This is a genomic window from Aeribacillus sp. FSL K6-1121 (genome assembly GCF_038003725.1).
Classification (GTDB): domain Bacteria; phylum Bacillota; class Bacilli; order Bacillales; family Aeribacillaceae; genus Aeribacillus; species Aeribacillus composti.
This window is the reverse complement of sequence record NZ_JBBOPS010000001.1, coordinates 279537-306072: the sequence shown is the minus strand read 5'-3', so window position 1 is coordinate 306072 and position 26536 is coordinate 279537. Positions and strand designations below refer to the sequence as shown.

Genomic DNA, 26536 nt, shown 5'->3' with positions numbered 1-26536 from the left:
CCAATTATAATTAACCAGTTAATATTAACCGGTTAATATTAACTGGTTAACGATAATATAACACACCCCAAAAATATTGTCAAACATTATCGAATTGAACAAATTATTATTCGAACCCCCTTGACAACACACGAAAATTCCTTTAGTATTATTGTTAACCAGTTAACAATAAGATAGAAAGCACTAAAGGGAAAGTTTTAAAAGCATCCATCACAAGAATTCATCACAACTAGAGAATCGATCAGAAGAACTGAATCGAGTGATAATAAGAATGTATTGTTTGGCGTTTCATGGATATTGACACAATTTCACATTGTTGTTTATCTAACCCGTTGATGAATATAGTTTTGGGAAAACTTATTGTTAGAGGGACTGATACCTAAGAGCATGTGAGTCTTATTCTTATAAATTTCCTCGCAATTTCTAGATGGTGGAACAACATGGAACAAATCTTTTAATAACTTGTTGCATTAAAAAAACTCCTTTCCCTAACTATGATTAATAAGTTAACATTAAACATTTAACATAATATAACACAACTCAAAAACATTATTGAGTTATGCGAATTATCATTTAAATATTTTTCCTTTATTTCTTGACAACACGTAAAAATTCCCTTACCATTATTGTTAACTGGTTAACTATCGTAAGGAGGATAAAAATGGAAAGCACTAAAAAGAAAGTTCTAAAAGCATTACAAGAATTCATCACAACTAGAGAATCGATCAGAAGAACTGAATCGAGTAATAATAAGAACGTATTGTTCGGTGTTTCATGGACATTGACACAATTTCACATTGTTGCCCTTCTGAAAGAAAATGAATTAATGAATAATACAACCTTAGCTAAAGAACTTAATATATCTAAACCAGCGGTAACTAAAGCAACAAAAAAATTACTGGAGAAAGGTATTATTAAGGAAAAACAAAATGAAGGAAATAAAAAAGAAATTTTCTATGTTTTAACTGAAAAAGGGGAAACAATGGCCGCAATTCATGAGAAGCTGCATAAGGAGGCTGAAGAACAATATTTATCACTTTTAGATAACTTCAATAAGGAACAACTTGAAACAATCATATTATTTTTAAATACGCTTACTAATCATTTGAAAAATGAAAATATGAAGTAGGAGGGAAGAGCTTTGGATAAAGCCCTTCAACAAAAAAGCAAAGTTCTGGTTCTTCTCCTAAGTATTTCAGCTTTTTTTGCGTCATTAAATCAAAATATTTATTCCCCTTTGATTCCTCTTATTCGAGATACTTTTGACACAACGATTTTTTGGGTGGATTTAACAGTTAGTGGTTTTATCTTTATTATTTCTATCATGCAAGTAATATTAGGAACATTTATTGATTCTGCTAATCAAAAAAAGTTAATGATCACTAGTCTTTTGATTACAAGTATCTCAACCTTATTTTGTGCATTTACAACAAATTTTATGGTATTTTTTGTTGCACGAATGTTTCAAGCCATCGGTACAGGAATGATTCCGTTGATTGCAGTGAATGTCATTGCATATTTATTTGAAGGGGCAGAACGGGGCGATGCAATGGGAACATATCAAATCTTATTGACATTAGCCCCCGCACTTGCGCCGATCTTGGGAGGATTCATTGGACAATACTACAATTATTCAGGTGTATTTTTATTTCTATTTGTCATTTCAATGACATTGTTGATTTTTTTAGGATACAAACTTCCAACATTAAATAGTAAACAATTATCCGATAATAAAAATAAAGCTCAAACACTTCTAAAATATCAAATTTTATGGGCAAATAAAAAAGGCATGAGTGTTATCGGAATTGGTTTTTTCGTCTTTCTGGTATATTTTTCAATATTGACATATTTACCTGTTTTATTGCACGATCACTATCAAATATCTTTACAGATTATCGGATTATTATATTTGCCTTTGACAATTAGTATGATTATAGGTAGTACCCTATTTAAAAAGTTACAAAGAAGATTTAATTTAGAAAAGTTATATCGTGCAATTTTATACTTAATGCCATTTTTCATTATATTATTTGGTTTAATGATGAAAAAGAACATTATCATATTAAGTATTATTTTATTCATTTATGGTGTTTTACTAGGATTCTCTCCACCATTATTTTCAACAATCATTAGTAGTCAATATACAAATGAAAAAGGATTGGCATTAGGAATATTTAATTTTGTACGATATTGTGGAATGGCAATAGGAGCAGGAATTGTCGGAATTAGCTTTCTGAGTTCCTCTTCCTTATTTCTTATTCTAGGAATCGTGTTTTTAGTGATTTCGTTCATGATTAATCAGATTTTAAAATAAAAAATGGTTTCTTCATCCTTTATTTACAATAAAAACTGAAGGCGGATTAATCCGCCTTTTTCTTCTGCTGTTTATATCGGACCTTTTCTAATCGGTTCTATGTCAATTGTTGGGGTGCACTTGATGTGAAGTGCACCTCTTTTATATGTATGAAAGTTAAATAAGTGAGCATAATACCTTATTTCTAAGTCGTTGAAAGTTGCGAATACCATAAGACATTCGTTTAATGACTTTCATTTTATTGTTAATCCCTTCTAAATAACCGTTAGTGTAGGGATACATAAACGAATTGATGATTTCTTTCTCCCAGCTTTTAAAGGTTCGTTTCATGTACTGATATTCGTCCAGTCCTGATTCGTCAATCGCTTGATACAGTTGTTCTAAGTTCAACCTTACATTGCGTTCATTGCTTTGTGTCATCCATTTTTTAAAGACTTCTTTCACTTGGTAAGCTTTCTTTAAATCGGGGGACAACTCTAAATAATATTGCAGGAGCTCCTGTTCTCTTGTGGTTAACTTCTCTTTCGGTTTATGTAAGAGAAAACGTAACTTTTTCATCGATTTTCGATCTTTGTCTTGGAACGACTTTTGTACTCTCTTTCGTACTCGTTCAAGTGCCCAGAAGTTATGACGAGCATAATGGAATTTGTCCACGATGATAATTGGATTTTGAAAGAGTTGTTGAGCCAATATTTTATACGGCTGCCACATATCCATGACCACCATTTGAACACGATGAGTCGGTAAAGAACGAAAATAATCTTTTAGCGTGGACAACTTACGGTCTTGAATCACATCAAATACCTTGAAGCCTCGAGGGTCTCCGATGACACATTGATATTTTCCTTTTTCGGTTGTCCCCTTAAACTCATCAATGGCTAAAATTTGTGGTAATGAGTGGTTCTCATAAGTATAATAACGGTCAAACCATCGAATCACCGTTGAGTGTCCCAATCCAAGCTCTTTCGCCACTTCCTTAAAATTGGCCGTTCTCACTTTGATAAGAAGGGCTTGAAGGACACGTATCGTATGACGTTGATAGCGCTCTAAGAAGGGATATCGTTCATAGAAACGCTTTCCACAGGATGTACATTTATAGCGACGCTTTTTTAGAATGAGATACGTATACATTTCGCGAAATTTGACATCTCGAATCTTCTGCAGGCGATAATCATGAATAGATCTTGTCCTTTCCCCGCACTGAGGACAACTTTGATGACAAGGTTTGGTTTCGATAAAAATTTCTAGGTGCGTATCCGTTTCTACAATATTTGACACAATGACATTTTCTAATCCAATCAGTTTTGTGATACAATAGTCTTGCATTTACGAAGTCTCCTTTTAAATGAGGTTTGGTCACTTTCATTATAAAAGAGAGCACTTCGTAAATGCTTTTTTATTTTATGAAATTCTTTACCCCAACATTTAGTATAGAACCTTAAATTACTAATTGTTCTAAAGCATGTTCATTGTATTTATTAAGATCTACAATATCAAACCCGATAAAATGTTCAAACTCTTTATCAGAAAAGCAAAAATTAAAAGCTCATAAATATTGACATATCAATATTTATGAGCATTATGTAATAAATTCATCCTATTCAAAATTAACATAAATGGCGTCCCAGGAGAGATTCGAACTCCCGACCGACGGCTTAGAAGGCCGCTGCTCTATCCAGCTGAGCTACTGGGACATTGGATAATTTTTTATTATTTTTTCGAAAGACAATGTTTATTATAATTTCATGCTAAAAGTATGTCAACTACTTTTTTAAAAAAATTTTTTGAGGGAGAAAAATTCTCCCTCAAGGAAGAGTGGTTAAGCAAATTGGAATTTAGTGGACAAGTTTGAAATTTTCTCTCCATGAAGATTGTAAAAATCTACAATTGCTTGGCCATTCATCAATTCTAGTATAGCATAAGTTTTTTCATTTCTCATCCTCGGAAGGAAAATACTTCCTGGATTAATAAACAATTTCCCGTCTACAAGCTCGGCTCCGGCTATATGCGAATGGCCGAAACAAACAATGTTCGCTTGCGCTTCCTCTGCACGATATTTTAATTTCATTAAAGTCGTTTTGACAGAATATAAATGGCCATGGGTGATAAAAAAGCGATAGGTTCCGATTGTTTCAATGATTTCATTCGGGAAGCTTCCAAGGAAATCGCAATTTCCTTTCACGATCAACATATCTTGAATTTGTTCCGCTCCATCATTCAGCTCTGAATCACCGCAATGGATGATTGCTTCTACTTCGTTTATATGCCTTTTCTTAATTTCCACAAGCTCATCCGTAAGACCGTGACTATCACTTATAATTAAAACTTTCACGATTAGCCTCTCCCCAATCGCCTATTAATTTTTCTAGTTTCTTCAAAGCTTTTGCACGATGGCTGATTTCGTTTTTTTCGAACTGCTCTAGTTGAGCCATCGTTTTTTCTTTGCCGTCCACAAGAAAAATAGGATCATATCCAAAGCCATTGTCACCGCGAGGTTCAGTTGTAATTTGTCCTTCACACACACCTTCCACCGTCATCGTTTCAAGGTCTGGAGCAGCAAACGCCAAAACACATATGAACCTTGCTTTTCGATTTTCAACGCCTTCCATTTTTTTTAAAACCTTTTGAATATTTTTTTGATCATCTTTTTCATTTCCTGCATATCGGGCCGAATAAACCCCCGGTTCGCCATTTAAAGCATCAATCGAAAGCCCGGAATCATCTGCAACAACGGGTTTATTAAGCAATTGGCTGATTGTCTCCGCTTTTAGAACAGCATTTTCATAAAAAGTTTGGCCGGTTTCTTCAACATCTGGCAAATTCGGATAATCCAACAGTGACTTGACCTGTATTCCTTTTTTTTCTAACATCGCGCGAAATTCTTCGATTTTCCCTTTGTTTTTGGTGGCGATCACCAATTCTTTCATGAGCATCCCTCTTCCCGCTGATCCCTGTTATTGATAATTTTTGCAGTCCATTCCCCTAATGCCGCTTTTTGTTTTTCGATTAGTTCCAAAATTCCTTTTTCAGCATATTCCAACAGTAAGTTCAGCTCTTCTTTTGAAAACGTGGATTCTTCCCCAGTTCCCTGCAATTCAACAAAATGGCGGCTTGATGTCATAACAACATTCATATCAACTTTTGCCGCTGAGTCCTCTTCATAATTCAAATCTAAAATGACTCCGTGTTCAGGAACGATCCCTACAGACGTAGCTGCTAAAAAATCTGTTACTGGATATGTATCTAGTACACCGTCATTGAATAATTTACCGAGAGCGAGATTTATTGCAACATAAGAACCTGTTATGGAAGCCGTTCTCGTTCCCCCGTCCGCTTGAATTACATCGCAATCAATCCATAATGTTCTTTCACCCAGTTTCTCCAAATCAACTACTGCACGCAAGCTTCTTCCAATCAGCCGTTGAATTTCCATTGTCCTTCCGGAGATTTTTCCTTTTGATGCTTCCCGGACCGTTCTTTGAGCCGTTGCACGCGGAAGCATGGAGTATTCTGCGGTAATCCATCCTTTCCCTTCACCTCTCATAAAAGGAGGGACACGGTCTTCTACACTTGCGCTGCATATCACTTTTGTATCTCCAACCGTTATTAAAACAGACCCTTCCGGATGCTTCAAATAATCCGTTACTATTGTGACTTCTCTTAACTCATCTTGATTTCTGCCATCAAGGCGCATTGTTTTCCCTCCTACCAACTGCAATGTACGAAAACATGAAAGAAGAGGCAGCTATCATGCTCGCCTCTAAAGTCTCATTCTTATAGTATATCAAAAATAGATGTTTAAAAACTACCTGTGTTTACATTTTCAGGTCTTGACACTGGCTCTGACAAACTTTTTCCATCTTCATTCACAAGGTCTTGCTTGCCGTTCACTTTTAGTGCTACTTTTTCTATTCCTTCCTGCTCCGTCAATGTAAGCACAAGGGAGTTTATAACATGATTGGAAACGATCTTTTTCTCCTCATCATAGCTTCCATAAATCGCTTCGTTGAAGTTTAAAGTGACTTGACCGTCTTCATATTTTGGCTTTTCAATCAGCTTCACTTCAGACTGAAACTCGCTTAATAATCCGCTTGAACGGTCTGGACCTTCAACTAATGCGTTAACAGCAGCTACGACTTCGTCTTTTTCTTCATTGCTGATCCTCTTTGTCACGGGAACATAATATACGTTATCCCCTTCTTCCCCAATATAATACACGGTTAGAGGATGAGTATCCGTAATATCAACAGCATCGCTCGTATCAATATTGATGCCGTCTTTTCTAGTCGTTCCTTCGCCGATTGGGGTTCCGTTTACTGGCATTTCTTTCAGTTCATGGCCGTTCACCCAGAGCTTTACTTTATTAATATTTTTAAATTGGGTTAATGTCCATGTAATTGCCTGCAAAATTTTTTCTTCATCTTCCGGCTTGTAGTTAGTAAATTCATTTGAGAAATCTACAATAGCCGTTCCGTCTTTAATATCTACTCCTTTAACAACTGTATCTTCCGGCAATACCGCACGGAACCCGTTCGGGAGAATGTTTGAAACGGGCCCTCCAGCCACTAAATATTCAACGGCTTGTTTGGCTACTTCCTTCGTGTTAGGCAGCTCCAATGTTTGTGGAACGACCATTCCGTTTTTGTCAATTAAATACAGAACTCTTTTCACCGTTTCCTTTGAGGATTCCTCTTTGTCGGACGTTGATTTCTCTGAGTCTAATTGCTGATCAAGCTGATCCCCGTCCTCCAAATAGGTAATATCCTGCGGCGGATCTATTTCTTGTTTTGAACTCTTGCTTCCAAATGAAGAACACCCTGAAAGCAAAACAAAAGTAGCCAAAACTGCTGCTGTCACATTCACCCATCTGTTTTTTGGCATAACAATCCCTCCTAAGGCAGTTTGTACTACTATGTATACGAGCATTGAAAAAAAATAGACCAGCTCCAACCAAAAATTCAATGGACAAAAAAACAGCTTGCTCATTTAGAGCAAACTGTTTTCGTTAAAGTTATACTTTCTACATGATCAATGTGATGACCGAACCATTTTGAAGCAATCTTTTGAAACATTTGTTTCGACCCAGTAGTTAAAAATTTGTGGTTTTTATTGCCATCCTCTTGGTTTAAACAATGATGAAAGGATAAAATAGCGCTCACTTCCCGGGCTGTTTCATCTCCCGAGGTGATTATTTTTACGTCTTTCCCGATATATTTTTGAATTAAAGGCCGTAATAGAGGATAATGTGTGCATCCTAAAATAAGCGTATCAATTCTCTTTCCTTTAAAAGGAAGTAAAGATTCTGCAACAATATATTCCGCCCGTTCACCTTCAAATTCGCCGCTTTCTACTAACGGCACAAACTCAGGGCAAGCGAGACTCTCCACAATGACGGAACTATTAATCGTTTTGAGCGCACGAACGTACGCGCCGCTCGATATAGTTCCTTTTGTTCCGATTACACCAATATGGCCTGAGCGTGTAGCATTTATGGCAGCTCTTGCCCCTGGTTGAATTACACCAATCACAGGGATATCAAGTTGTTCTTGAATTTCTTTTAATACAACTGCTGTTGCAGTATTACAAGCAATGACAAGCATTTTGATATGAAAGTTTGAAATTAAATAGTTGGTCAGCTCCCATGTAAATTGTCGAATTTCCGTTTTCGGCCTCGGGCCGTACGGACATCGGGCGGTATCACCCAAATAAATTAATTCTTCTTTTGGAAGCTGCCTCATCAACTCTTTAACAACAGTTAATCCACCAACACCTGAATCAATAACTCCAATTGGTCTATTCAAAAAATCGCCTCTATTCTTTCATTTCTTGTTGCAATTTTGCTAATAGCTTTTCCAATTGAACAATTTCTTGATCCGAGAAGTTTTTCAAAACTTCTCTTAAATTTTCTTGCCGCTTCGCTAATGCAGCCTCGATAACGCGTTGTCCATTTTCAAGCAATTGAATCCTGACTAATCGACGATCCTTTTCGTCTTTCACCCTTTTAACAAGGTTGTTTTTTTCCATTCGATCAATTAAATCCGTGATCGTGCTGCATGCAAGATACATTTTATTTGAAAGTTCTCCAATTGTCATGTTTCCTGATTCATTCAATAACAGAAGCGCGTCAAATTGCGGAGGAGTAATCGAGTAGTTGCTTAAAATATCACGGCCCTTCTTTTTTAAAATCGCAGCTATGCAGCGGAGGGATTTTTCTATTTCTTCAACAGTATTGAAAACGTACGTCATAACGGGGAACCCTTTCTTTCAAGATTAACAAATAAGATCAAATCTATTTTCCATTTTTTTATGTAAAATTTCAAGCATAGCCGTATTTTCAAAATGTGGAAAGACGAATTTTTTCAAAAGTCACAAGCCTTTTTAAGAAGCCAATGATTCATAGAAAAAGAGTAAAACAAACTCTTTCCTTATCAATCTAAAAAAGGCAGCCGACGGCGAAGTTCCACTAAGGCTGCCTCTTCTGTTTAAAGCTTTAGTTCTCCCATACGAAGAAGTTCTACGACTGCTTGTGAGCGCCCTTTCACACCTAATTTTTGCATAGCATTTGAAATATGGTTCCGCACCGTCTTTTCGCTAATGAAAAGTTCACTGGCTATTTCTCTTGTAGTCTTATCTTGCACTAATAACTCAAATACTTCTCTCTCTCTCTTTGTTAGCAGCGGCTTTGGCTGAAAATCCTTCTCATTCAAGTATTGTAACCCTCCTTGCAGATGAGAGCCAGTCGACAGGATGGATTTAAAAATTGTCACCATATAGTATGATCGCAAAAAGATGACCGTGACAAGATTCATAAAAGAAAGGTGCATTTTAGGCGAAAAGAAGCTTTTTTACGTTAAAGGGACTCGTTTGAAGGAGGAAATGTTCGAGAAAGATTCAACCGTTTCTAAAATTAGGAACACCTTGACATAGCAAGGTGTTCCTTTTTCACGATATACATCAGCTGTCAATATAGTCGCTTCCGAACATTTTACGAAATGCGTGAACAGTTGTTTCTCTATTTAATGCTGCAATCGATGTTGTAAGCGGAATTCCTTTTGGACAGGATTGAACGCAGTTTTGGGAATTTCCGCAGTTCGCAAGTCCGCCGTCGCCCATAATAGCTTCCAAGCGTTCTGATTTATGCATCGCGCCTGTCGGATGAGCGTTAAACAAACGAACTTGTGATAATGGCGCTGGACCGATGAAGTTCGATTTGCTGTTTACGTTTGGACAAGCTTCAAGGCATACGCCGCACGTCATACATTTTGAAAGCTCATATGCCCATTGGCGTTTTTTCTCAGGCATTCTTGGTCCTGGTCCTAAGTCATACGTACCGTCAATTGGTATCCATGCTTTTACTTTTTTCAAAGAGTCAAACATGCGGCTGCGGTCTACTTGAAGATCGCGAATAACCGGGAATGTGCGCATCGGCTCGAGACGAATAGGCTGTTCCAGCTGATCAATAAGCGCTGTACATGATTGGCGGGGCTTCCCGTTAATGACCATTGAACAAGCACCGCATACTTCCTCTAAACAGTTCATATCCCATGTAACAGGCGTTGTTTTTTCGCCTTTGGCATTAACAGGATTACGGCGAATTTCCATTAAGGCCGAAATAACGTTCATATTCGGACGATATGGCACTTCAAATTCTTCTTGATATGGTTCCGTGTCTGGTCGATCCTGTCTAGTGATAATAAACCGCACTTTTTTTTCACTCATTGTTTACTCCCCCTTTTCTCCCAGCTTTTTTAATGTTTCTTCGTATAGTCACGCACACGAGGCTTAATGAGTGATACATCAACATCTTCGTAGTGGAATTTAGGAGCTTCCTTCAAGCCGGCAAACGTTGCCATAGTTGTTTTGAGCCACTCTTCATCATTTCGTTCCGGAAATTCTGGTTTATAGTGAGCACCTCGGCTTTCATTACGGTTATAAGCCCCAAGCGTAATAACCCGAGCCAACACAAGCATGTTTCTCAACTGGCGAGTAAAGCTTGCGCCTTGGTTGCTCCATTTCGCAGTATCGTTAATATTAATTCTTTCCCAACGTTCCATAAGCTCTTGAATTTTTTCATCTGTTTTTAGAAGTTTATCATTGTAGCGTACGACTGTAACATTATCCGTCATCCATTCACCAAGCTCTTTATGAAGAACGTAAGCATTTTCGTTTCCATCCATTTTCAGGATTTCGTCCCATTTGCTTTGTTCTTCTTTTACGCGTGCATCATATAATGTGGATGGTAAATCATCAGCTGATTTTTCCAATCCATTCATATATTCAACAGCTTTTGGTCCTGCAACCATACCACCGTAAATTGCAGAAAGCAATGAGTTTGCTCCAAGCCGGTTCGCACCATGCTGAGAGTAATCGCATTCACCAGCTGCAAACAAACCAGGGATGTTTGTCATTTGATCGTAATCGATCCATAGACCTCCCATAGAATAATGGACGGCAGGGAAAATTTTCATCGGCACTTTTCTTGGATCTTCACCCATGAATTTTTCATAAATTTCGATAATACCGCCTAGTTTAATATCAAGCTCTTTTGGATCTTTATGAGAAAGATCAAGATATACCATGTTTTCGCCATTAATGCCTAATTTCAAGTCTACACATACATGGAATATTTCTCTCGTTGCAATATCACGAGGAACAAGGTTTCCATATGCCGGATATTTTTCTTCAAGGAAATACCATGGTTTTCCGTCTTTATATGTCCAAATTCTTCCGCCTTCGCCGCGTGCAGACTCGCTCATTAATCGAAGCTTGTCATCTCCAGGGATGGCTGTCGGATGAATTTGTATAAATTCCCCGTTTGCATAATAAGCTCCTTGCTGATAAACGATAGAAGCAGCCGATCCCGTATTAATCACAGAGTTTGTTGATTTACCAAAGATAATTCCAGGTCCTCCTGTCGCCATTATTACGGCATTCGAACGGAAAGCTTGAATCTCCATTGATTTTAAATCTTGAGCAACGATGCCGCGGCAGCGTCCTTCATCATCTTGTATGATTCCCAAAAACTCCCAGCCTTCATATTTCGTCACAAGACCTGCTACTTCGTGACGTCGAACTTGCTCGTCCAATGCATATAAAAGCTGTTGTCCAGTTGTTGCTCCGGCAAACGCTGTCCGGTGATGCTGTGTTCCTCCAAAACGACGGAAATCCAACAATCCTTCTGGTGTACGGTTAAACATAACACCCATGCGATCTAAAAGGTTAATAATTCCCGGTGCTGCTTCACACATCGCTTTAACCGGTGGCTGGTTAGCCAAAAAGTCTCCGCCATAAATCGTATCATCAAAATGGATCCACGGAGAGTCTCCTTCTCCTTTCGTATTTACCGCCCCGTTGATCCCTCCTTGAGCACATACTGAATGGGAACGTTTTACAGGTACTAACGAGAATAAGTCAACAGACACCCCGGCTTCCGCAGCCTTTATAGTTGCCATTAAGCCAGCCAAGCCGCCGCCGACAACAATTAATTTTCCTTTACTCATTTTTTCGCCCACTCCCTTGAACGCAATTTAGTTAGATTAGACAAACGCAAAAATGGCACGAAGACCTACGATTGAAAGCAACACAAAAATACCTATTGTCACATAAGTTGAGACTAGCTGAGATTTTGGAGTAACCGTAATTCCCCAGCTGACTGCAAAAGACCATAGACCGTTGGAAAAATGGAAAATCGCTGAAAGAACGCCTACTATGTAAAACACTAAACTAACAGGATTGCTTAAAATGGATTCCATCATATCAAAATTAACTTCAGCCCCAAACATCGCGGCAATACGAGTTTCCCATACATGCCATGCAATAAAAACAAGGGTAATAATACCAGTTACGCGTTGAAGCAGGAACATCCAATTGCGGAAATAGCCAAAGCGACCTACATTGTTTTTTGCTGTGAAAGCAATATAAATCCCATAAATGGCGTGGTATAACAGAGGAAGGAAAATAATGAAAATTTCCAGAAAATAGCGGAATGGTAAATTTTCCATAAAATGCGCTGCGTTGTTAAATGCTTCTTCGCCCCTTGTGGCGAAATGGTTGACAGTCAGGTGTTGAATTAAAAATACGCCAATCGGTACAACACCTAAAAGTGAATGTAGTCTGCGGTTTGCAAATTCTCTGTTACCAGACATATGCGTTTACCCCCTAATCTTAATAAATTAAAAGATTTCTTAAAATCTCCTGCTCCCCCTGCTTGGCATGTAAAAATCCGCCGACAAAATATGACGAAATCTTAAAATAATAGGACAAATTCATTGTACTCCCATAAAGTAGTACCGTCAAGAAAACGTCTACAAAAGTATTATTCGGTAAAATCATTTTTTCTGATCGGAAAATAGAATATTTCCCGTATCCGAAATTGATTTTATAAACTCTTTCATCTTATGTGAAAGCTGATATAATATAATTGTTCGCTAGAAAGAGGGGAAACGATTGAAAGAGCTGTCATATCACGATCAATTAAAAGAATTAGAAGAAATAACCTTACATCCTTTTAGCGTTTTGCTGCTTCGCGACTATTTACTTCCTGATCTTCTAGGAAAAGAGCATCATTCCATTTTGTATTGGGCAGGCAAACAGCTAGCTCGAAAAATTCAATTATCTACTTTAGAAGAACTTATATCTTTTTTTTCATCAGCCGGATGGGGCGATCTTCATATTATTCGCCAGAAAAAAAACGAAATGGAATTTGAATTAACAGGCCGATTGATCGAAAAAAGGATGAAGCTTTTCAAAGATTTATCATTCCAACTAGAAGCAGGATTTATCGCGCAGCAAATCGAATGTATGAACGGTGTCGTCACAGAAGCGTATGAACAGATAAACAAACGCTTAAACAAAGTTATTTTCATTGTAAAATGGGATGAAAAAGATAAAATTTAACAGAATGAAAGGGCAGTAGGAGGATTTAAAAGCTTCCTCCTATTTGTTTTATTACATCGCTATTCGCTGAAATATTGTAAAATGTTTTGTGCTGTTTTTTCAGGCATTCCTGCCTGTTTTAGCTCTTCAAGCGATGCCTTTTTAATATTTTCAACGGAACCGAACGATTTTAACAGTTGTTTTTTGCGCTTAGGCCCTATGCCGGGGATTTCATCTAATACAGACTTAAACGTATTCTTTTGGCGGACTTGTCGATGAAACGTAATGGCAAAGCGGTGCACTTCATCTTGAATGCGCTGAAGCAAATAAAATTCTTGGCTGCTTCTTGACAATTGAACAGCAGCTTCCCGGTTGCCAAGAAGCAAATCGCTCGTTTTGTGCTTTTCATCTTTCACAAGCCCGGCAACAGGAACGTCAAGTCCCAGTTCGTTTTCTAATACATCCATAGCTGCTTGTACCTGTCCTTTTCCTCCATCAACAATAATAAGGTCCGGCAACGGCAGCTCCTCCTTCAGCACTCTAGTATATCGCCTGCGAATTACTTCCCTCATCGATTCATAATCATCAGGCCCGCTGACTGTTTTTATTTTAAACTTTCGATACTCTTTTCTCGCAGGTTTTCCATCTATGAAAACAACCATAGCCGAAACAGCGTCCGCGCCTTGAATATTGGAATTGTCAAAAGCTTCAATCCGATGTGGTGTAGGAATATTCAACTGCTTTCCTAAATTTTCAATTGCTTTGATCGTCCTTTCTTCATCTCGTTCAATGAGTGAAAACTTCTCTTTTAACGAAATTTTTGCATTTTGATAAGCTAGCTGTACGAGATCTTTCTTTTTTCCTTTCTTTGGTTTGCTGACCTGTACTTGTACTAAAGCTCGAACCATTTCCTCATTGACATCTTCCGGAATGACTATTTCTTTCGGAAGAAAATGGTCGTTCTTTGCGTAAAATTGACCAATAAATGTTAAAAATTCCTCCTCTGGCTCTTGGTACAGAGGGAAAATGGACACATCCCGTTCTATCAGTTTTCCTTGCCTGATAAAAAATACTTGGACGCACATCCATCCTTTATCGTAATAATAAGCAAATACATCGCGATCAATAAAATCATTGAGAACCATTTTTTGCTTTTCCATTGTTGCTTCGATATGCGCGATTTGATCCCGATATTCTTTTGCCCTTTCAAATTCAAGATTTTCTGCACATTTCAGCATTTTTTCTGTTAATTCTTTTTTGATCTCCTTATATCCGCCATTTAAAAAACGGATGATGCTTTCCACCATTTGTTTGTTCGTTTCTTCGGAAACTTCGTGAACACAAGGCGCAAGACACTGGCCCATATGATAATAGATGCAAACCCGGTCTGGAAGCGAATTGCATTTTCTCAAAGGATACATGCGGTCAAGCAGCTTTTTTGTCTCTCTCGCAGCTTGGACGTTTGCATACGGTCCAAAGTATTTTCCCTTATCTTTTTTTACTTTTCGCGTGACGATCAGCCGCGGATGGCGCTCGGAAGTAATTTTTATATACGGATAGCTTTTATCATCTTTTAGATTGACATTGTATTTCGGTTCATGTTTTTTAATTAAATTCATTTCTAATAGAAGCGCCTCAATATTCGAGGATGTTACGATATATTCAAAATCGGCAATTTCTTGAACGAGTCTTAACGTTTTTCCGTCATGTGATCCAGTAAAGTAGGAACGAACCCGGTTTTTCAATACTTTTGCCTTTCCAACATAAATGACGGTTCCGTTTTTGTCCTTCATTAAATAACAGCCAGGCTTATTCGGAAGAAGCGAAAGTTTTTCTTTTAAATGCTCATACATCGGTAAAACACTCCAACTTATTCTAATCTGTGCTGGATTTATTCAGCCGTTTTCATTTAAAAGCAAGAAGGCGCTCCAAAAGGTAACTTTCGAGAGCGCCTCTTTTTATATTTTATATTACAAATGTTTGTTAAGCAATTGCGCTAAAGCTTCTTTCGGCTGGTAACCGATCGCTTTATCCACTGCTTCACCATTTTTAAAGACGATTAACGTCGGAATGCTCATGACTCCGTATTGACCGGCAGTTTCTTGATTTTCATCCACGTTAAGCTTAACAATTTTTACTTTGTCACCAAGTTCTTGATCCAATTCTTCAAGGACTGGGGCAATCATTTTACATGGACCGCACCAAGGCGCCCAGAAATCTGCCAATACTACACCCTCGCTTGTTTCTTGGGAAAAATTCTGGTCAGTAACGTTTACAATTGCCATCTTAATTCCTCCTAATTCACTTTTTCTATGTGAAGTATACCATGTTCTTTCGCTTGAAGCGAATGTTTTGATCTGCAACTATTTTTTCATATTTTTTGTATTTTATGTACGTCGTGACCCGTCTCCACTTATACTAGGAGGAATGGATTTGTTCAAAAAAATACGAGTCCATTCAGGACACGTTAAGAGGAATGGATTTTTAATTTTTTAAATTCTTCCGTAAGCATTGGCACAACTTCAAATAAATCTCCGACAATACCGTAGTCTGCGACGTTGAAAATGTTCGCTTCCGGATCTTTATTGATTGCAACAATTACTTTAGAATTCGACATTCCCGCTAAATGCTGAATGGCTCCAGAAATTCCGCAGGCAATATATAAATCCGGTGTAACGACTTTTCCCGTTTGTCCGATTTGCAGCGAGTAGTCACAATAGTTTGCATCACAGGCACCGCGTGACGCCCCTACTGCTCCTCCGAGCACAGATGCCAATTCTTTTAGCGGTTCAAACCCTTCTGCACTTTTTACCCCTCTCCCTCCGGCAACGATCACCTTTGCTTCAGATAAGTCAACGCCTTCCGCTGCATTTTGGACAACCTCACGCACGATCGTGCGCAGATCTTTTATTTCTACCGATATGGAAGCAACTTCTCCGCTCCTTGATTCATTTTTTTCGAGAGGTGGAATATTGTTCGGACGAACGGTCGCAAAAATAATCCCATCCGTAATGATTTTTTTCTCAAAAGCTTTTCCTGAATAGATCGGTCTTGTGAAAACAACGTTACCGCCCACTATTTCTACAGCGGTAGCATCAGAAATAAGACCTGCGTTTAATTTAGCCGCTATTTTTGGAGATAAATCTTTGCCTAATGCCGTATGTCCGAAAATAATAGCGTCAGGCTTTTCACTGTCAATGATCGCCATGACAGCTTGTGAATACCCGTCCGGACTATAATATTTCAATTTTTCATCTTCCACGATGACAACCCTATCCGCTCCATAATAAATCATGTCATTTGCAAGCGTTCTAACGTTCTCTCCAATTAATCCGGCGACCACCTCTCCGCCTTCGGATATTATCTTGCCGGCTGCAAGCGCTTCAAATGATACGTTCCTTAAAAATTGATCCCTTATTTCTCCCAATACGAACACTTTTCGAGCCATTTTTTCATCCCCCTGCTATATTCGTCTCCACTAAATAACTTTTTCTTCTGATCTCAATAAAGAAACAAGTTCCTTCACTTGATCCTGCAGTTCCCCTTGCAATATTTTTCCTGCTTCTTTTTTAGGCGGCAAATAAATTTCTAACGTTTTTGTTTTCGGCATGACATCTTCTTCTTCAAGATCTAAATCATCAAGCTCCAACTCTTCAAGCGGTTTTTTCTTTGCCTTCATAATTCCCGGCAAAGACGGGTATCTCGGTTCGTTTAAACCTTGTTGGGCAGTTACTAAAAGAGGGAGTGTTGTTTCAATGATTTCCGAATCCCCTTCAACATCTCTCACAATTTTCACGTTTTTTCCATCTATTTCAACATTTGTGATCGTTGTGACATACGGAATGTCAAGAAGCTCCGCCAAACGGGGGCCTACTTGGCCAGATCCTCCGTCAATGGCAACGTTTCCAGCTAATATAATGTCCGCTTCTTTATCCTTCAAAAATTCATATAGAATTTTTGCTGTTGTAAATTGATCTCCATCTTCCAAATCTTCCTCAATATTTATTAAGACAGCTTTATCGCATCCCATCGCAAGAGCCGTTCTCAGCTCTTTTTCGCTTTCTTCTGATCCTACTGTAACAACAGTTACTTCTCCGCCATGAGCCTCCTTAAGCTGCAGCGCTTCTTCAATGGCATATTCATCATAAGGGTTTATGATGAATTCTGCATCATCCTCGGAGATTGATCCGTTTTCAATTAAAATTTTTTCTTCTGTGTCAAAAGTTCTTTTCATAAGGACAAAAATATTCACCTTTCCCATCCCCTTTTTAAAAATTGATCATTCTCTTTTTATGAATGATTGCTTTTAAATCCGTTAATTAACAGCTCAGGAATTTTTTCTGCAATTGCGAGGAGATCGTATTTTTGATCTTTCATTACCCACGTTGTCGCCGTTTCGTCCATCGTCCCAAAAATCATTTGTCTTGCCAGCCTTAAATCCAAATCTTGTCGAAACTCTCCCGTTTTTTTTCCGAATTCGATCACTTCGTCTATTACTTTCAAATATTCTTTAAAAATTTCATTTATGCGCCGGCGCAATTCTTTGTTTACTTGCCGCAATTCCAATTGAAGAACCACTGCCAAATTCCGATCATGAACTAGCATTTGAAAATGCTTTTCGATCAGCGCAAACAATTTTTCTGCAGCAGTCTGCTTTGCATCAATGCTTTTTTTCACTTCAGCGATATGATTCATCAATCTTTCTCGAAAAAGGGAGATTAAAATATCCTCCTTGTTTTTAAAATACAAATAAATCGTTCCATCTGCTACGCCCGCCTGTTTGGCAATTTTCGAAACCTGAGCGGAATGATAGCCGTTCTCCGCAATGACGACAATAGCTGCATCAATGATTTGTTTATATTTTGCCTTTTTTTCTTTCAACGTGTATCTTCCCTTCAAAATGAATGAATGGTCATTCATTTATATGATATTTAGATTAAGCCTTTTTGTCAAGCATTGAGGGAAGTTTTTATTCTCGTTCAAAACCGATAGATGTCCGTTTTATATTTTTCTTTCTTCCTCTACTAGTTTTCTTCTTAAAATTTTTCCTACTGCTGTTTTCGGAAGCTCGTCGCGAAATTCGTATTTTTTCGGCACTTTGTACGGGGCAAGATGTTTTCGGGCGAATTGGTCAAGCTCTTGCTCCGTAAGCTGTGCTCCTCCCTTTGGTACAACATAAGCTTTCACGGTCTCGCCTCTGTAAGGATCCGGAACACCTGCAACGACAACCTCTTTAACCTTTTCATTAGCATACAACACTTCTTCTATCTCGCGGGGATAAATATTGTACCCGCCAGCAATAATCATATCTTTTTTACGATCGACAATATAAAAGAATCCGTCTTCATCCATATAGCCGATATCTCCTGTAAAAAGCCATCCGTCTTTGAAAACCGCTTCCGTTTCCTCTCGGTTGTTCCAGTAGCCTTTCATCACCTGCGGTCCTTTTACAATAAGCTCGCCGAATTCGTTTACATCTGCAAATCCTTCTTTTTCAGCCGAATAAATGGCTGCATGCGTATTGGGCCAAGGGATGCCAATGCTTCCTTTTTTCTTGACATCTGAATAAAATAAGTTTGCATGCGTAACGGGAGAAGCTTCCGAGAGTCCATATCCTTCAACAAGCTTCCCGCCTGTTTCTTTTTCAAAGCGCTCCTGAATTTCTACCGGAAGAGGAGCCGAACCGCTGATACAATATTTAACCGAGGACAAGTCGTATTTTCGCAAATCTTTATGATTTAAAAGAGCAACATAAATCGTTGGCACTCCTGGAAAAAGCGTTGGCTTTTCTTTTTCAATCGCTTTCAAAATTTCGGTTGAATCAAATTTGGGGATTAAAATCATTTTAAAACCTTCCATGATCGATAAATTCATTACAGTCGTCATGCCATATACGTGAAAAAAAGGCAAAACTCCTAGTATGGACTCTTCTCCTTTCCTGCATTTATACATCCAGGCAGCACACATTTTCGTATTGGAAATTAAGTTTTCATGCGTCAACATCACCCCTTTAGGCGTCCCTGTCGTCCCTCCTGTATATTGCAAAAGGGCAATATCTTCTTTCGGATCAATATTTACTGTCAATTCTTTAGCAGGCGATGTTTTTAAGATCTCTGTCCATACATGAACACCATTTGCTGCGTTTACCTTTATTAAAAGATTTTGCTCCTTCTTTTGAATGAGCGGGTATAGAAGATTTTTTGGGAAAGGCAAATACTCTTGGATCTTTGTTATTATGATATGTTTGATATTTGTGAGAGATTTCAATTTCGAGGCTTTTGGATAGAAAAGATCTAATGTAATGAGATGTGTAGCACTGCTGTCATTCAACTGGTACTCCAGCTCTGATTCTGTATAAAGAGGGTTCAATTGAACGACTATTCCGCCTGCCTCCAGAACTGCATAATATGCAATAACTGCCTGTGGACAGTTTGGAAGCATAATCGCTGCCCGATCCCCTTTTTCAAACCCTGTTTGCTCCAAATAATTAGCCAATTGAAGCATCTGTTCGTATAGCTTGCGGTACGTAATGTTCTTTCCAAGAAATGAAACGGCTGTATGATTCGGAAACTGATTAGCCGTATCTTGAAAATATTTGGAAAGCGGCTTATTCTCCCAAGAGATATTATGCGGAATTTCCGAGGGATAAAAATTGAGCCAAGGTTTTTGACATTCCATTTATCTCCTCTCCTTTGAAAAATAATGATGATTTTATTTCATTATATCAAAATAAAATTCAGAAATATAATTATTTTTAGAATTTTAAATCGAGTAGGAGGGGGTGACTAACCCCCGACCTCTCACACCACCGTACGTACCGTTCGGTATACGGCGGTTCAATTAAGTATGACGTAGTGCTTGATATCTTTCGAATAGACTTCTTAACCCTCGACGCTTCCAATAGGAGTTGTCGAGGGTTTTGTGTAGAATGGGACTGCAGGCAATCCGCCAATATTTCTTGCGTGTATTGCCCCATTCGAATGCTTTATGGCTTGGAACCCCTAATCCTCTGAGTTTCCGAATTCTTGTTTTCGGGGTTTTCCATTCTTTCCACAAACACATCCGAAGCCTTCGTCTAATCCATTCATCAAATTCTTTGAACTTACTTGGTGTTTCTGCCAAGGCAAAATATCCGCACCATCCCATTAAATACTTGTTCAGTTTCTCAATCCTTTTCTCCATTGGATACGGTTTCGATCTTGATGTAATTTCACGGATCTTGTTCTTCAAACGTTTCACACTTTCGTTCGCAATCCGTACCTTTGGAGTCTTATTGAGTGTGAAGCTGAAACCGAGAAACTTCCGTTTCCAAGGACGGTCTACCGCCGATTTCTCTCTATTTACCTTGAGCTTTAACTCCTTCTCTATAAAGTTCGTAATGGAGTTCATGACACGAATTCCTGCTTTCTTTGTTTTCACATAGATGTTACAGTCATCCGCATACCGAACAAACTTATGTCCACGTTTCTCAAGCTCCTTATCCAATTCATGAAGCATGACGTTTGATAAAAGTGGACTAAGCGGGCCGCCTTGAGGCGTTCCCATGTCCGTTTCCATTACCACTCCATTGATCATCACGCCTGATTGAAGATACCGGCGAATTACCTTCAGTAGAATTCGATCTTTGATCGTTTTCGCCAAGATCCCCATCAGTTTGTCGTGATTCACCTTGTCAAAGAATTTCTCTAGGTCTATATCGACTACCCAACGATATCCTTCTTTGATATAACCCTTTGCTTCCCTAACCGCATCATGTCCCCTTCTACCTGGGCGGAAACCATAGCTATGGTTCGAGAAGGTCGGATCAAAGATTTTCGTCAACACTTGGGCAATCGCTTGTTGGATGAAACGATCCGTCACGGTAGGGATCCCTAGAAGCCTTACTCCACCGTTCGGTTTCGGGATTTCGACTCGACGGACGGGTAAGGGCTTGTAGGTTCCTTCTCTCAACGACTGTCGAATGGAGTCCCAATTTTCGTAGAGGTGTCTTCGTAGGTCTTTTACGGACATGCCATCTACTCCGTGACCTCCTTTATTCTGTTCGACTCGTTTCAGTGCCGCCAGGAGATTTTCCCGTGACAAAATCATTTCCATCAACATTGATATCCTCTCCACGTGAACGAATTCTTCTATTTGTGCCATCTTCTGCTCCACCCTCTTGAAGTCCCCCGTGGGATTCACCACTTCCTCCTTCAAGTAAGTCCTATCGGATTGTCTGCTTCCACACAGAAGATGAACGCCTAGCGATTCGTTCTCCTTAATTGTTCAGTCCTTCCTCTTCCATCTCGAGCTTGAAAGAGTACTATGACTTCTGCTGACTTCTGACTGTTCAGCTATCTATCACTAGATAGGTTACCAAGGTTACTTGGCGTGCCAGCCAGACCTCCCCGGGTAAGAGTGTAATCTTTCCTTCCATCCATCTGCTTCATTTACTTTGTATCACCTTCGGCAGAAAGGGCTTTGTTTTGTTGTGCAAACTCACCCAGTGATACCTAGCCTCATATGAAGTTCGTGTTCCTCAGACCGGAAGTTTGCCGCTCGCTTCCTTCAGATTCCGCGTCACCACGGACACCCTTGCGTTAAGCTAACTGCTACTTCTGCCTTCGCAGCTCGGGACTTTCACCCTATAGATTACACCCATGCCGGGCGCACACAAGAAAAAGCGGAGACCTTTTCTTTTCTCCGCTTTTTCAAGCAAAAAACACCATATAAATAATACCGATCGCAATAAACAGACCGCACAAACCAAATAAAATTTTAGCCAGCGTTTCCATGTTCCCCTCTCCTAATTTGTAATTCCTGCTCCGATTACAAAGGACAAGCCTATGGATATGACCATTGAGATAAAGCCAACTGCACGGTTATCCTTTTGAATTTCATCATCAATATTAAATTTAGGAGTCAGAAATTCAAAAATAAAATATCCGATTAAGAGCAAGGCAAATCCGTAAAAGCCCCAGCCAATCATTTCAAAAAGACCGTCATGCTGTTCAATTGAGAAGCGGAAAACGTTTGAAATCCCGAAAATTTTGCCGCCTGTTGCCATTGCAACAGCCACATTGCCTTTTTGGATTTCTTCCCAGTTTTTATATTTCGTCACCAATTCAAAAATGACTAAAAATAAAACCCCGCACAATATGACAACACTATAATTAGCAGCAGTTTGAACATATACGTTTTCCCAAAACAGATTCATGTTTACTCTCCTTAAAGAAAAGTTTATTTGAACTCCACAATCGTAACACCTGTTCCGCCTTCATTTGCTTCACCGAAACGGACGTTTTTAACAGCGCGGTGGTTTTGCAAAAATTCCCGCACCCCTTTTCTTAAAGCGCCCGTCCCTTTGCCATGAATAATGTGCGCCCGCGGATATCCTGCGAGAAGACAATCGTCAATATATTTTTCAAGACGGATGAGCGCATCTTCATATCGCTCTCCCCGCAAATCAAGTTCTAATGAAACATGAAAATCCTTCCCTTTTACTGTTGCGAGCGTTTTTTCTCCCTCTTGTTTCGGGCTGCCAATATATTCAAGATCTTCTTCTTTTACTTTCATTTTCAATATTCCAATTTGTACAAGCCATTCACTTTCATTTGCTTTTTCAAGCAGATGTCCTTTTTGATTTAAGTTGATCACTTTTACCTCATCGCCGGGGCGCAGCTGCTTTTTGCTTTTTTGTTTTTCAGATTTTTGTTCAGTATTTATAAATTCAGGCGCTGCATATTCAAGCCGCTTTTTTGCTTCTATTAATTCATGCTCTTTAATAGCTGAACTGTGCTCTTTTTGCATGTTTTTCAATTTTTGAATAATCTGATCTGCTTCTTTTTGCGCTTCTTCCAGCCTTTTTTTCACCATTTCCTCAGCTTCTTGATATAGGCGGTCTTTCTGCTTATTAAATTCAATGATTTGTTCTTGTAGTTCTTTATGAAGTTTTTCTGCTTCTTTCAGCGTTTTTTCAGCTTCCATCCAATCCTCTTCAGCACGTTTTTTGCTTTCCTCAAGGGAGGCAATCATTGCATCCGTTTTGGATCTGTCAGCGCTCATGAACGATTTGGCGCGCTCAATAATTTCTTTGCTCAATCCAAGCCTTTTTGATATTTCAAACGCATTGCTTCGGCCAGGTACACCGATCAACAATTTATACGTCGGCGATAATGTGTCGACATCAAACTCAACGCTTGCATTGATCACGCCCTTACGGTTAAATCCGTATGCTTTCAATTCGGGATAGTGGGTGGTTGCAACAACTTGCGCTCCTCTGTTTAAAGCTTCATCCAAAATTGCAATGGCTAGAGCGGCACCTTCCCCAGGATCTGTACCTGCCCCAAGTTCATCAAATAGTACGAGTGAGCGATCATTAAGTTCCTGTAAAATTTTGACGATGTTCACCATATGAGAAGAAAATGTACTCAAATTTTGTTCAATTGACTGTTCATCCCCAATATCTGCGTAAACTGCCTCAAATACCGGCATTGTAGATCCTTCTTCAGCAGGGATTTGCAGACCTGATTGCGCCATTAGTGCGAGCAGTCCAATTGTCTTCAGCGTCACCGTTTTACCGCCGGTGTTTGGACCGGTAATGACAATCGATTGAAAATCTTCCCCAAGTTCAATTGTATTTGGCACAACGGTTTCAGGGTCAATAAGAGGATGGCGGGCTTTATACAGCTTCATAATGCCACGATCATTTATATTTGGCTTTGTAGCCTTTAATTTTTTAGCATACAATGCCTTGGCAAACATAAAATCGATTTCACCCATTACAGTGATATTATGAATGATTCCCTTGCTTATGTCAGCAACCATTTTCGACAATTCCGTTAAGATCCGTTCAATTTCGCGCCTTTCCTTAATCCGCGCTTCATTTAAAGAGTTGTTCGCTTCTACGATAGCCTGCGGCTCAATAAACAGAGTTGCTCCTGAGGAAGATTGATCATGGACGATTCCTCCGTAAACTCCTCTATATTCTTGTTTGACAGGAATGCAATAGCGGTCATTTCGAATCGTAATAATGGCATCCGAAAGATTTTTTTGTGCAGATGGGGAGCGAATGATCGATTCCAGCTTTTCGCGAATACGAGCCTCCAGTGTACGGATTTGACCTCTTATCGCTTTTAATTTATCGCTCGCATCATCAACAATTTCCCCGTCATCGCGTATGCAACGTTGAATTTCTTTTTCTTCTTTTAAATAAATTCCGATTTCGCTGACCAATTGTTCTAAATGAGGAAGTGAAACCTCCTCTTCTTGAGTCAACTTTTCAATAAATTGCTTCATTTGTCTTGAAGCATATAACACGGCAGAAACAGCCACAAGCTCTTGCGGACCTAAAGTTCCGCCTATTTGCGCACGCTTTACACTCGGCCGTATGTCGCTTAATCCTCCGAAAGGGGCAGAGCCTTTCAATCGGAGCACTGTTAGTGCTTCATCTGTCTGCTCCTGCCTCTTCAGTACTTCGTTGATGTCTCCTGACGGCATAAGCTTTAACGCTTTCTCTTTTCCTAAAGAAGAAGAAGCATGCTCTTTCAGCTGTTCTCTTATTTTATTAAATTCCAAAACATGTAACACTCGTTCCTGCAACTTCTCAAAACCTCCTGACAGTTGAATGGTCAGTCTTTCTTTTTTAAAAATTGCTTTAATTGTTCAACATCCCACGTATTCACAACGTCATCCGGCTGAATGAAAGCTTTTCGCGCATACGCAACCCCTATCTCCATATGTTCTAGCATGTTTATGCTGTGGGCATCTGTATTAATCACAACCTTTACACCGTATTCCTTCGCTTTTTTCAAATGTTCTACACATAAGTCAAGCCTGTTCGGATTTGCGTTCAATTCTAAAATAGTATCTGTTTCCTTTGCAAGTTCTAAAAGCATTTCTATATCAACATCGTATCCTTCTCTTCGCCCAATTAACCTTCCAGTCGGATGAGCGATAATATCAACATGGTAATTATATAGGGCTGCTTTCAGCCTTTTCATAATTACACTCTGCGGCTGGGAAAAGTTCGAATGGATCGATGCAATAACTATATCTAGCTCTTTTAGACAATCGTCGTCATAATCAAGTGTACCGTCCGGCAAAATATCCATCTCGATTCCTCTGAAAATCGTAAAATCAGAATATTGTTCATTCAACATGTCAATTTCTTCTTTTTGTTCTTTCAGCTGCTCAGGAGTCAAGCCGTTGGCTACTTTTAAAAATTGCGAGTGATCTGTAATCGCGATGTACTTGTAGCCTTTTCTTTTAGCAGCCTCAGCCATTTCCTTGATTGAATGAGCGCCGTCGCTCCATGTTGAATGCATATGGAGATCTCCCTTTATTTCCTCGAGCGAAATAAGATTTCCTTTGTATTTTTCCACTTCCTCCCCATCTTCCCGAACCTCTGGCGGAATGTAGGGAAGCTGAAAGTGTGCATACAGCTCTTTTTCTGACTCAAATGTGAGCACTTCTCCGGATTCTATTATTTCTACGCCGTATTCGCTTATTTTTTCTCCTCTTTCCTTCGCTAGCTGGCGCATTTTTACATTATGCTCTTTTGAGCCTGTAAAATGGTGCAAAGCCGAAATGAATTCCTTTGGGTGCACGATGCGAAAATCGACCTGAACCTTGACATCAAACTTGAGTTCAATCGATATTTTCGTATCGCCTTTCGCAATGATTTCAGTTATATTCGGCATTGTTAAAATGTAATCTCGCACAGCTTCTTTATTTTCCGCCGCAATAATAAAGTCAAGGTCTTTTATCGTTTCTTTCATTCTTCTTAAGCTTCCTGCGCGAGAAAAGCGAACTATTCCGTTTCCTTGTCCTTTTTCTAAAAATTTCTCTATTTTTTCTGCAATCGGCAGCATATAAGCAAGAGGCAGTCGGCCCGGTTTTTTATTCATTTCATCGATCGCAGCCAATATTTTTTCTTCCGTTACTTTTCCAAAACCTTGTAAACTTTGCACTTTATGTTCTTCACAGGCTTTTTTTAAAGAATCGATGTCCACAACACCTAAATCCTTGTACAATTTTGCAATCTTCTTTCCGCCCAGCCCTGGCAATTGAAGAAGAGGGATTAACCCTTCAGGAACTTCCTTTTGCAAGGTTTGCAGCGTTTTTGACTCGCCGGTTTTTATGAATTCTTCGATGACTGCACTCGTTCCTTTCCCAATCCCACTGATTAAAGTAAAATCGTGGATGTCTGATAGGCTTCTCGCATCCCTTTCAAGGGCATTGGCAGCTTTATAAAACGCGGAGATTTTAAAAGGGTTTTCGCCTTTTAACTCCATATATACCGCAATTTTCTTTAACAGGCTGACAACATCCTTTTTGTGAACCGTCATGTTTTACGTCACCTCTTGA

At 39.1% G+C, this 26536-nt stretch carries 25 protein-coding genes and 1 tRNA gene; 3 read left to right on the top strand and 23 right to left on the bottom strand.

Annotated features, from left to right (window positions below; all coding sequences use genetic code 11):
• Positions 1–320: 320 nt before the first annotated feature.
• Positions 321–449 (bottom strand): tRNA-dependent cyclodipeptide synthase, encoded by a 129-nt coding sequence (locus NSQ61_RS20195; protein ID WP_081912311.1) that lies wholly within the window; start codon positions 447–449, stop codon positions 321–323.
• A 212-nt stretch (positions 450–661) separates the two neighbouring features.
• Here NSQ61_RS20195 and NSQ61_RS01525 point away from each other — a divergent pair, with 212 nt between their 5' ends.
• The gene (locus tag NSQ61_RS01525) at positions 662–1129 is read left to right on the top strand and encodes a MarR family transcriptional regulator (protein WP_034769954.1); all 468 of its coding nucleotides are present in this window, start codon (positions 662–664) and stop codon (positions 1127–1129) included.
• 12 nt (positions 1130–1141) lie between these two features.
• Positions 1142–2314: an MFS transporter gene (locus tag NSQ61_RS01520; protein WP_328189306.1), complete on the top strand. Its 1173-nt coding sequence runs from the start codon at positions 1142–1144 to the stop codon at positions 2312–2314.
• 156 nt (positions 2315–2470) lie between these two features.
• Here NSQ61_RS01520 and NSQ61_RS01515 read toward each other — a convergent pair whose 3' ends face one another.
• From NSQ61_RS01515 to NSQ61_RS01460, 12 genes are all read right to left on the bottom strand, one after another.
• A complete protein-coding gene (locus tag NSQ61_RS01515; protein WP_339230019.1) occupies positions 2471–3640 on the bottom strand; it encodes an ISL3 family transposase in 1170 nt (389 codons plus the stop codon).
• Between the two features lie 291 nt (positions 3641–3931).
• Positions 3932–4008: transfer RNA gene (locus NSQ61_RS01510), tRNA-Arg, on the bottom strand.
• 125 nt (positions 4009–4133) lie between these two features.
• Complete coding sequence (locus NSQ61_RS01505; RefSeq protein WP_144597669.1) at positions 4134–4646, bottom strand: metallophosphoesterase family protein; 513 nt, start codon at positions 4644–4646, stop codon at positions 4134–4136.
• The gene (locus NSQ61_RS01500; RefSeq protein WP_066252188.1) at positions 4624–5241 is read right to left on the bottom strand and encodes an XTP/dITP diphosphatase; all 618 of its coding nucleotides are present in this window, start codon (positions 5239–5241) and stop codon (positions 4624–4626) included. The genes NSQ61_RS01505 and NSQ61_RS01500 overlap by 23 nt, the downstream gene beginning before the upstream one ends.
• Positions 5238–6008 (bottom strand): ribonuclease PH, encoded by a 771-nt coding sequence (rph, locus tag NSQ61_RS01495; RefSeq protein ID WP_063387450.1) that lies wholly within the window; start codon positions 6006–6008, stop codon positions 5238–5240. Before rph ends, NSQ61_RS01500 begins: the two co-directional genes overlap by 4 nt.
• 104 nt (positions 6009–6112) lie before the next feature.
• On the bottom strand, positions 6113–7195 hold the full coding sequence (locus NSQ61_RS01490; RefSeq protein ID WP_063387449.1) for a GerMN domain-containing protein: 1083 nt from the start codon (positions 7193–7195) through the stop codon (positions 6113–6115).
• 101 nt (positions 7196–7296) lie between these two features.
• Complete coding sequence (gene racE / locus NSQ61_RS01485) at positions 7297–8115, bottom strand: glutamate racemase (RefSeq protein WP_066252185.1); 819 nt, start codon at positions 8113–8115, stop codon at positions 7297–7299.
• A gap of 10 nt (positions 8116–8125) precedes the next feature.
• The gene (locus tag NSQ61_RS01480) at positions 8126–8560 is read right to left on the bottom strand and encodes a MarR family winged helix-turn-helix transcriptional regulator (RefSeq protein ID WP_340805760.1); all 435 of its coding nucleotides are present in this window, start codon (positions 8558–8560) and stop codon (positions 8126–8128) included.
• Positions 8561–8796: 236 nt separating this feature from the next.
• Entirely contained in the window at positions 8797–9021 is a 225-nt protein-coding gene (locus tag NSQ61_RS01475; protein WP_063387446.1) for a helix-turn-helix domain-containing protein, read from the bottom strand.
• Between the two features lie 247 nt (positions 9022–9268).
• Complete coding sequence (sdhB, locus tag NSQ61_RS01470; RefSeq protein ID WP_063387445.1) at positions 9269–10033, bottom strand: succinate dehydrogenase iron-sulfur subunit; 765 nt, start codon at positions 10031–10033, stop codon at positions 9269–9271.
• Between the two features lie 29 nt (positions 10034–10062).
• Complete coding sequence (sdhA, locus tag NSQ61_RS01465) at positions 10063–11814, bottom strand: succinate dehydrogenase flavoprotein subunit (RefSeq protein ID WP_066247775.1); 1752 nt, start codon at positions 11812–11814, stop codon at positions 10063–10065.
• A 36-nt stretch (positions 11815–11850) separates the two neighbouring features.
• Positions 11851–12459, bottom strand: coding sequence for a succinate dehydrogenase cytochrome b558 subunit (locus NSQ61_RS01460; RefSeq protein WP_063387443.1), 609 nt, complete (start codon positions 12457–12459; stop codon positions 11851–11853).
• A gap of 301 nt (positions 12460–12760) precedes the next feature.
• Here NSQ61_RS01460 and NSQ61_RS01455 point away from each other — a divergent pair, with 301 nt between their 5' ends.
• A complete protein-coding gene (locus NSQ61_RS01455) occupies positions 12761–13210 on the top strand; it encodes a YslB family protein (RefSeq protein ID WP_066247777.1) in 450 nt (149 codons plus the stop codon).
• A gap of 59 nt (positions 13211–13269) precedes the next feature.
• On the opposite strand, the gene uvrC is transcribed toward NSQ61_RS01455, so the two are convergent.
• The 10 genes from uvrC to polX all read right to left on the bottom strand — a co-directional run bounded on the left by uvrC (position 13270) and on the right by polX (position 26517).
• Positions 13270–15042, bottom strand: coding sequence for an excinuclease ABC subunit UvrC (gene uvrC, locus NSQ61_RS01450; RefSeq protein ID WP_066247779.1), 1773 nt, complete (start codon positions 15040–15042; stop codon positions 13270–13272).
• A gap of 117 nt (positions 15043–15159) precedes the next feature.
• Positions 15160–15474, bottom strand: a complete 315-nt coding sequence (trxA, locus tag NSQ61_RS01445) for a thioredoxin (RefSeq protein ID WP_063387440.1) — start codon at positions 15472–15474, stop codon at positions 15160–15162.
• Between the two features lie 182 nt (positions 15475–15656).
• Complete coding sequence (locus tag NSQ61_RS01440; RefSeq protein WP_063387439.1) at positions 15657–16637, bottom strand: electron transfer flavoprotein subunit alpha/FixB family protein; 981 nt, start codon at positions 16635–16637, stop codon at positions 15657–15659.
• A gap of 30 nt (positions 16638–16667) precedes the next feature.
• The gene (locus NSQ61_RS01435; RefSeq protein ID WP_340805759.1) at positions 16668–17441 is read right to left on the bottom strand and encodes an electron transfer flavoprotein subunit beta/FixA family protein; all 774 of its coding nucleotides are present in this window, start codon (positions 17439–17441) and stop codon (positions 16668–16670) included.
• A 38-nt stretch (positions 17442–17479) separates the two neighbouring features.
• Positions 17480–18070, bottom strand: coding sequence for a TetR/AcrR family transcriptional regulator (locus NSQ61_RS01430; RefSeq protein WP_063387437.1), 591 nt, complete (start codon positions 18068–18070; stop codon positions 17480–17482).
• A gap of 120 nt (positions 18071–18190) precedes the next feature.
• Complete coding sequence (locus NSQ61_RS01425; protein ID WP_094246314.1) at positions 18191–19867, bottom strand: long-chain-fatty-acid--CoA ligase; 1677 nt, start codon at positions 19865–19867, stop codon at positions 18191–18193.
• Between the two features lie 162 nt (positions 19868–20029).
• A complete protein-coding gene (gene ltrA / locus NSQ61_RS01420; protein ID WP_340808025.1) occupies positions 20030–21289 on the bottom strand; it encodes a group II intron reverse transcriptase/maturase in 1260 nt (419 codons plus the stop codon).
• Between the two features lie 685 nt (positions 21290–21974).
• The gene (locus NSQ61_RS01415) at positions 21975–22385 is read right to left on the bottom strand and encodes a DUF350 domain-containing protein (protein ID WP_063387435.1); all 411 of its coding nucleotides are present in this window, start codon (positions 22383–22385) and stop codon (positions 21975–21977) included.
• A gap of 23 nt (positions 22386–22408) precedes the next feature.
• Complete coding sequence (locus tag NSQ61_RS01410) at positions 22409–24769, bottom strand: endonuclease MutS2 (protein ID WP_066247785.1); 2361 nt, start codon at positions 24767–24769, stop codon at positions 22409–22411.
• 29 nt (positions 24770–24798) lie between these two features.
• The gene (gene polX / locus NSQ61_RS01405; protein WP_327847822.1) at positions 24799–26517 is read right to left on the bottom strand and encodes a DNA polymerase/3'-5' exonuclease PolX; all 1719 of its coding nucleotides are present in this window, start codon (positions 26515–26517) and stop codon (positions 24799–24801) included.
• Between the last annotated feature and the right edge of the window lie 19 nt (positions 26518–26536).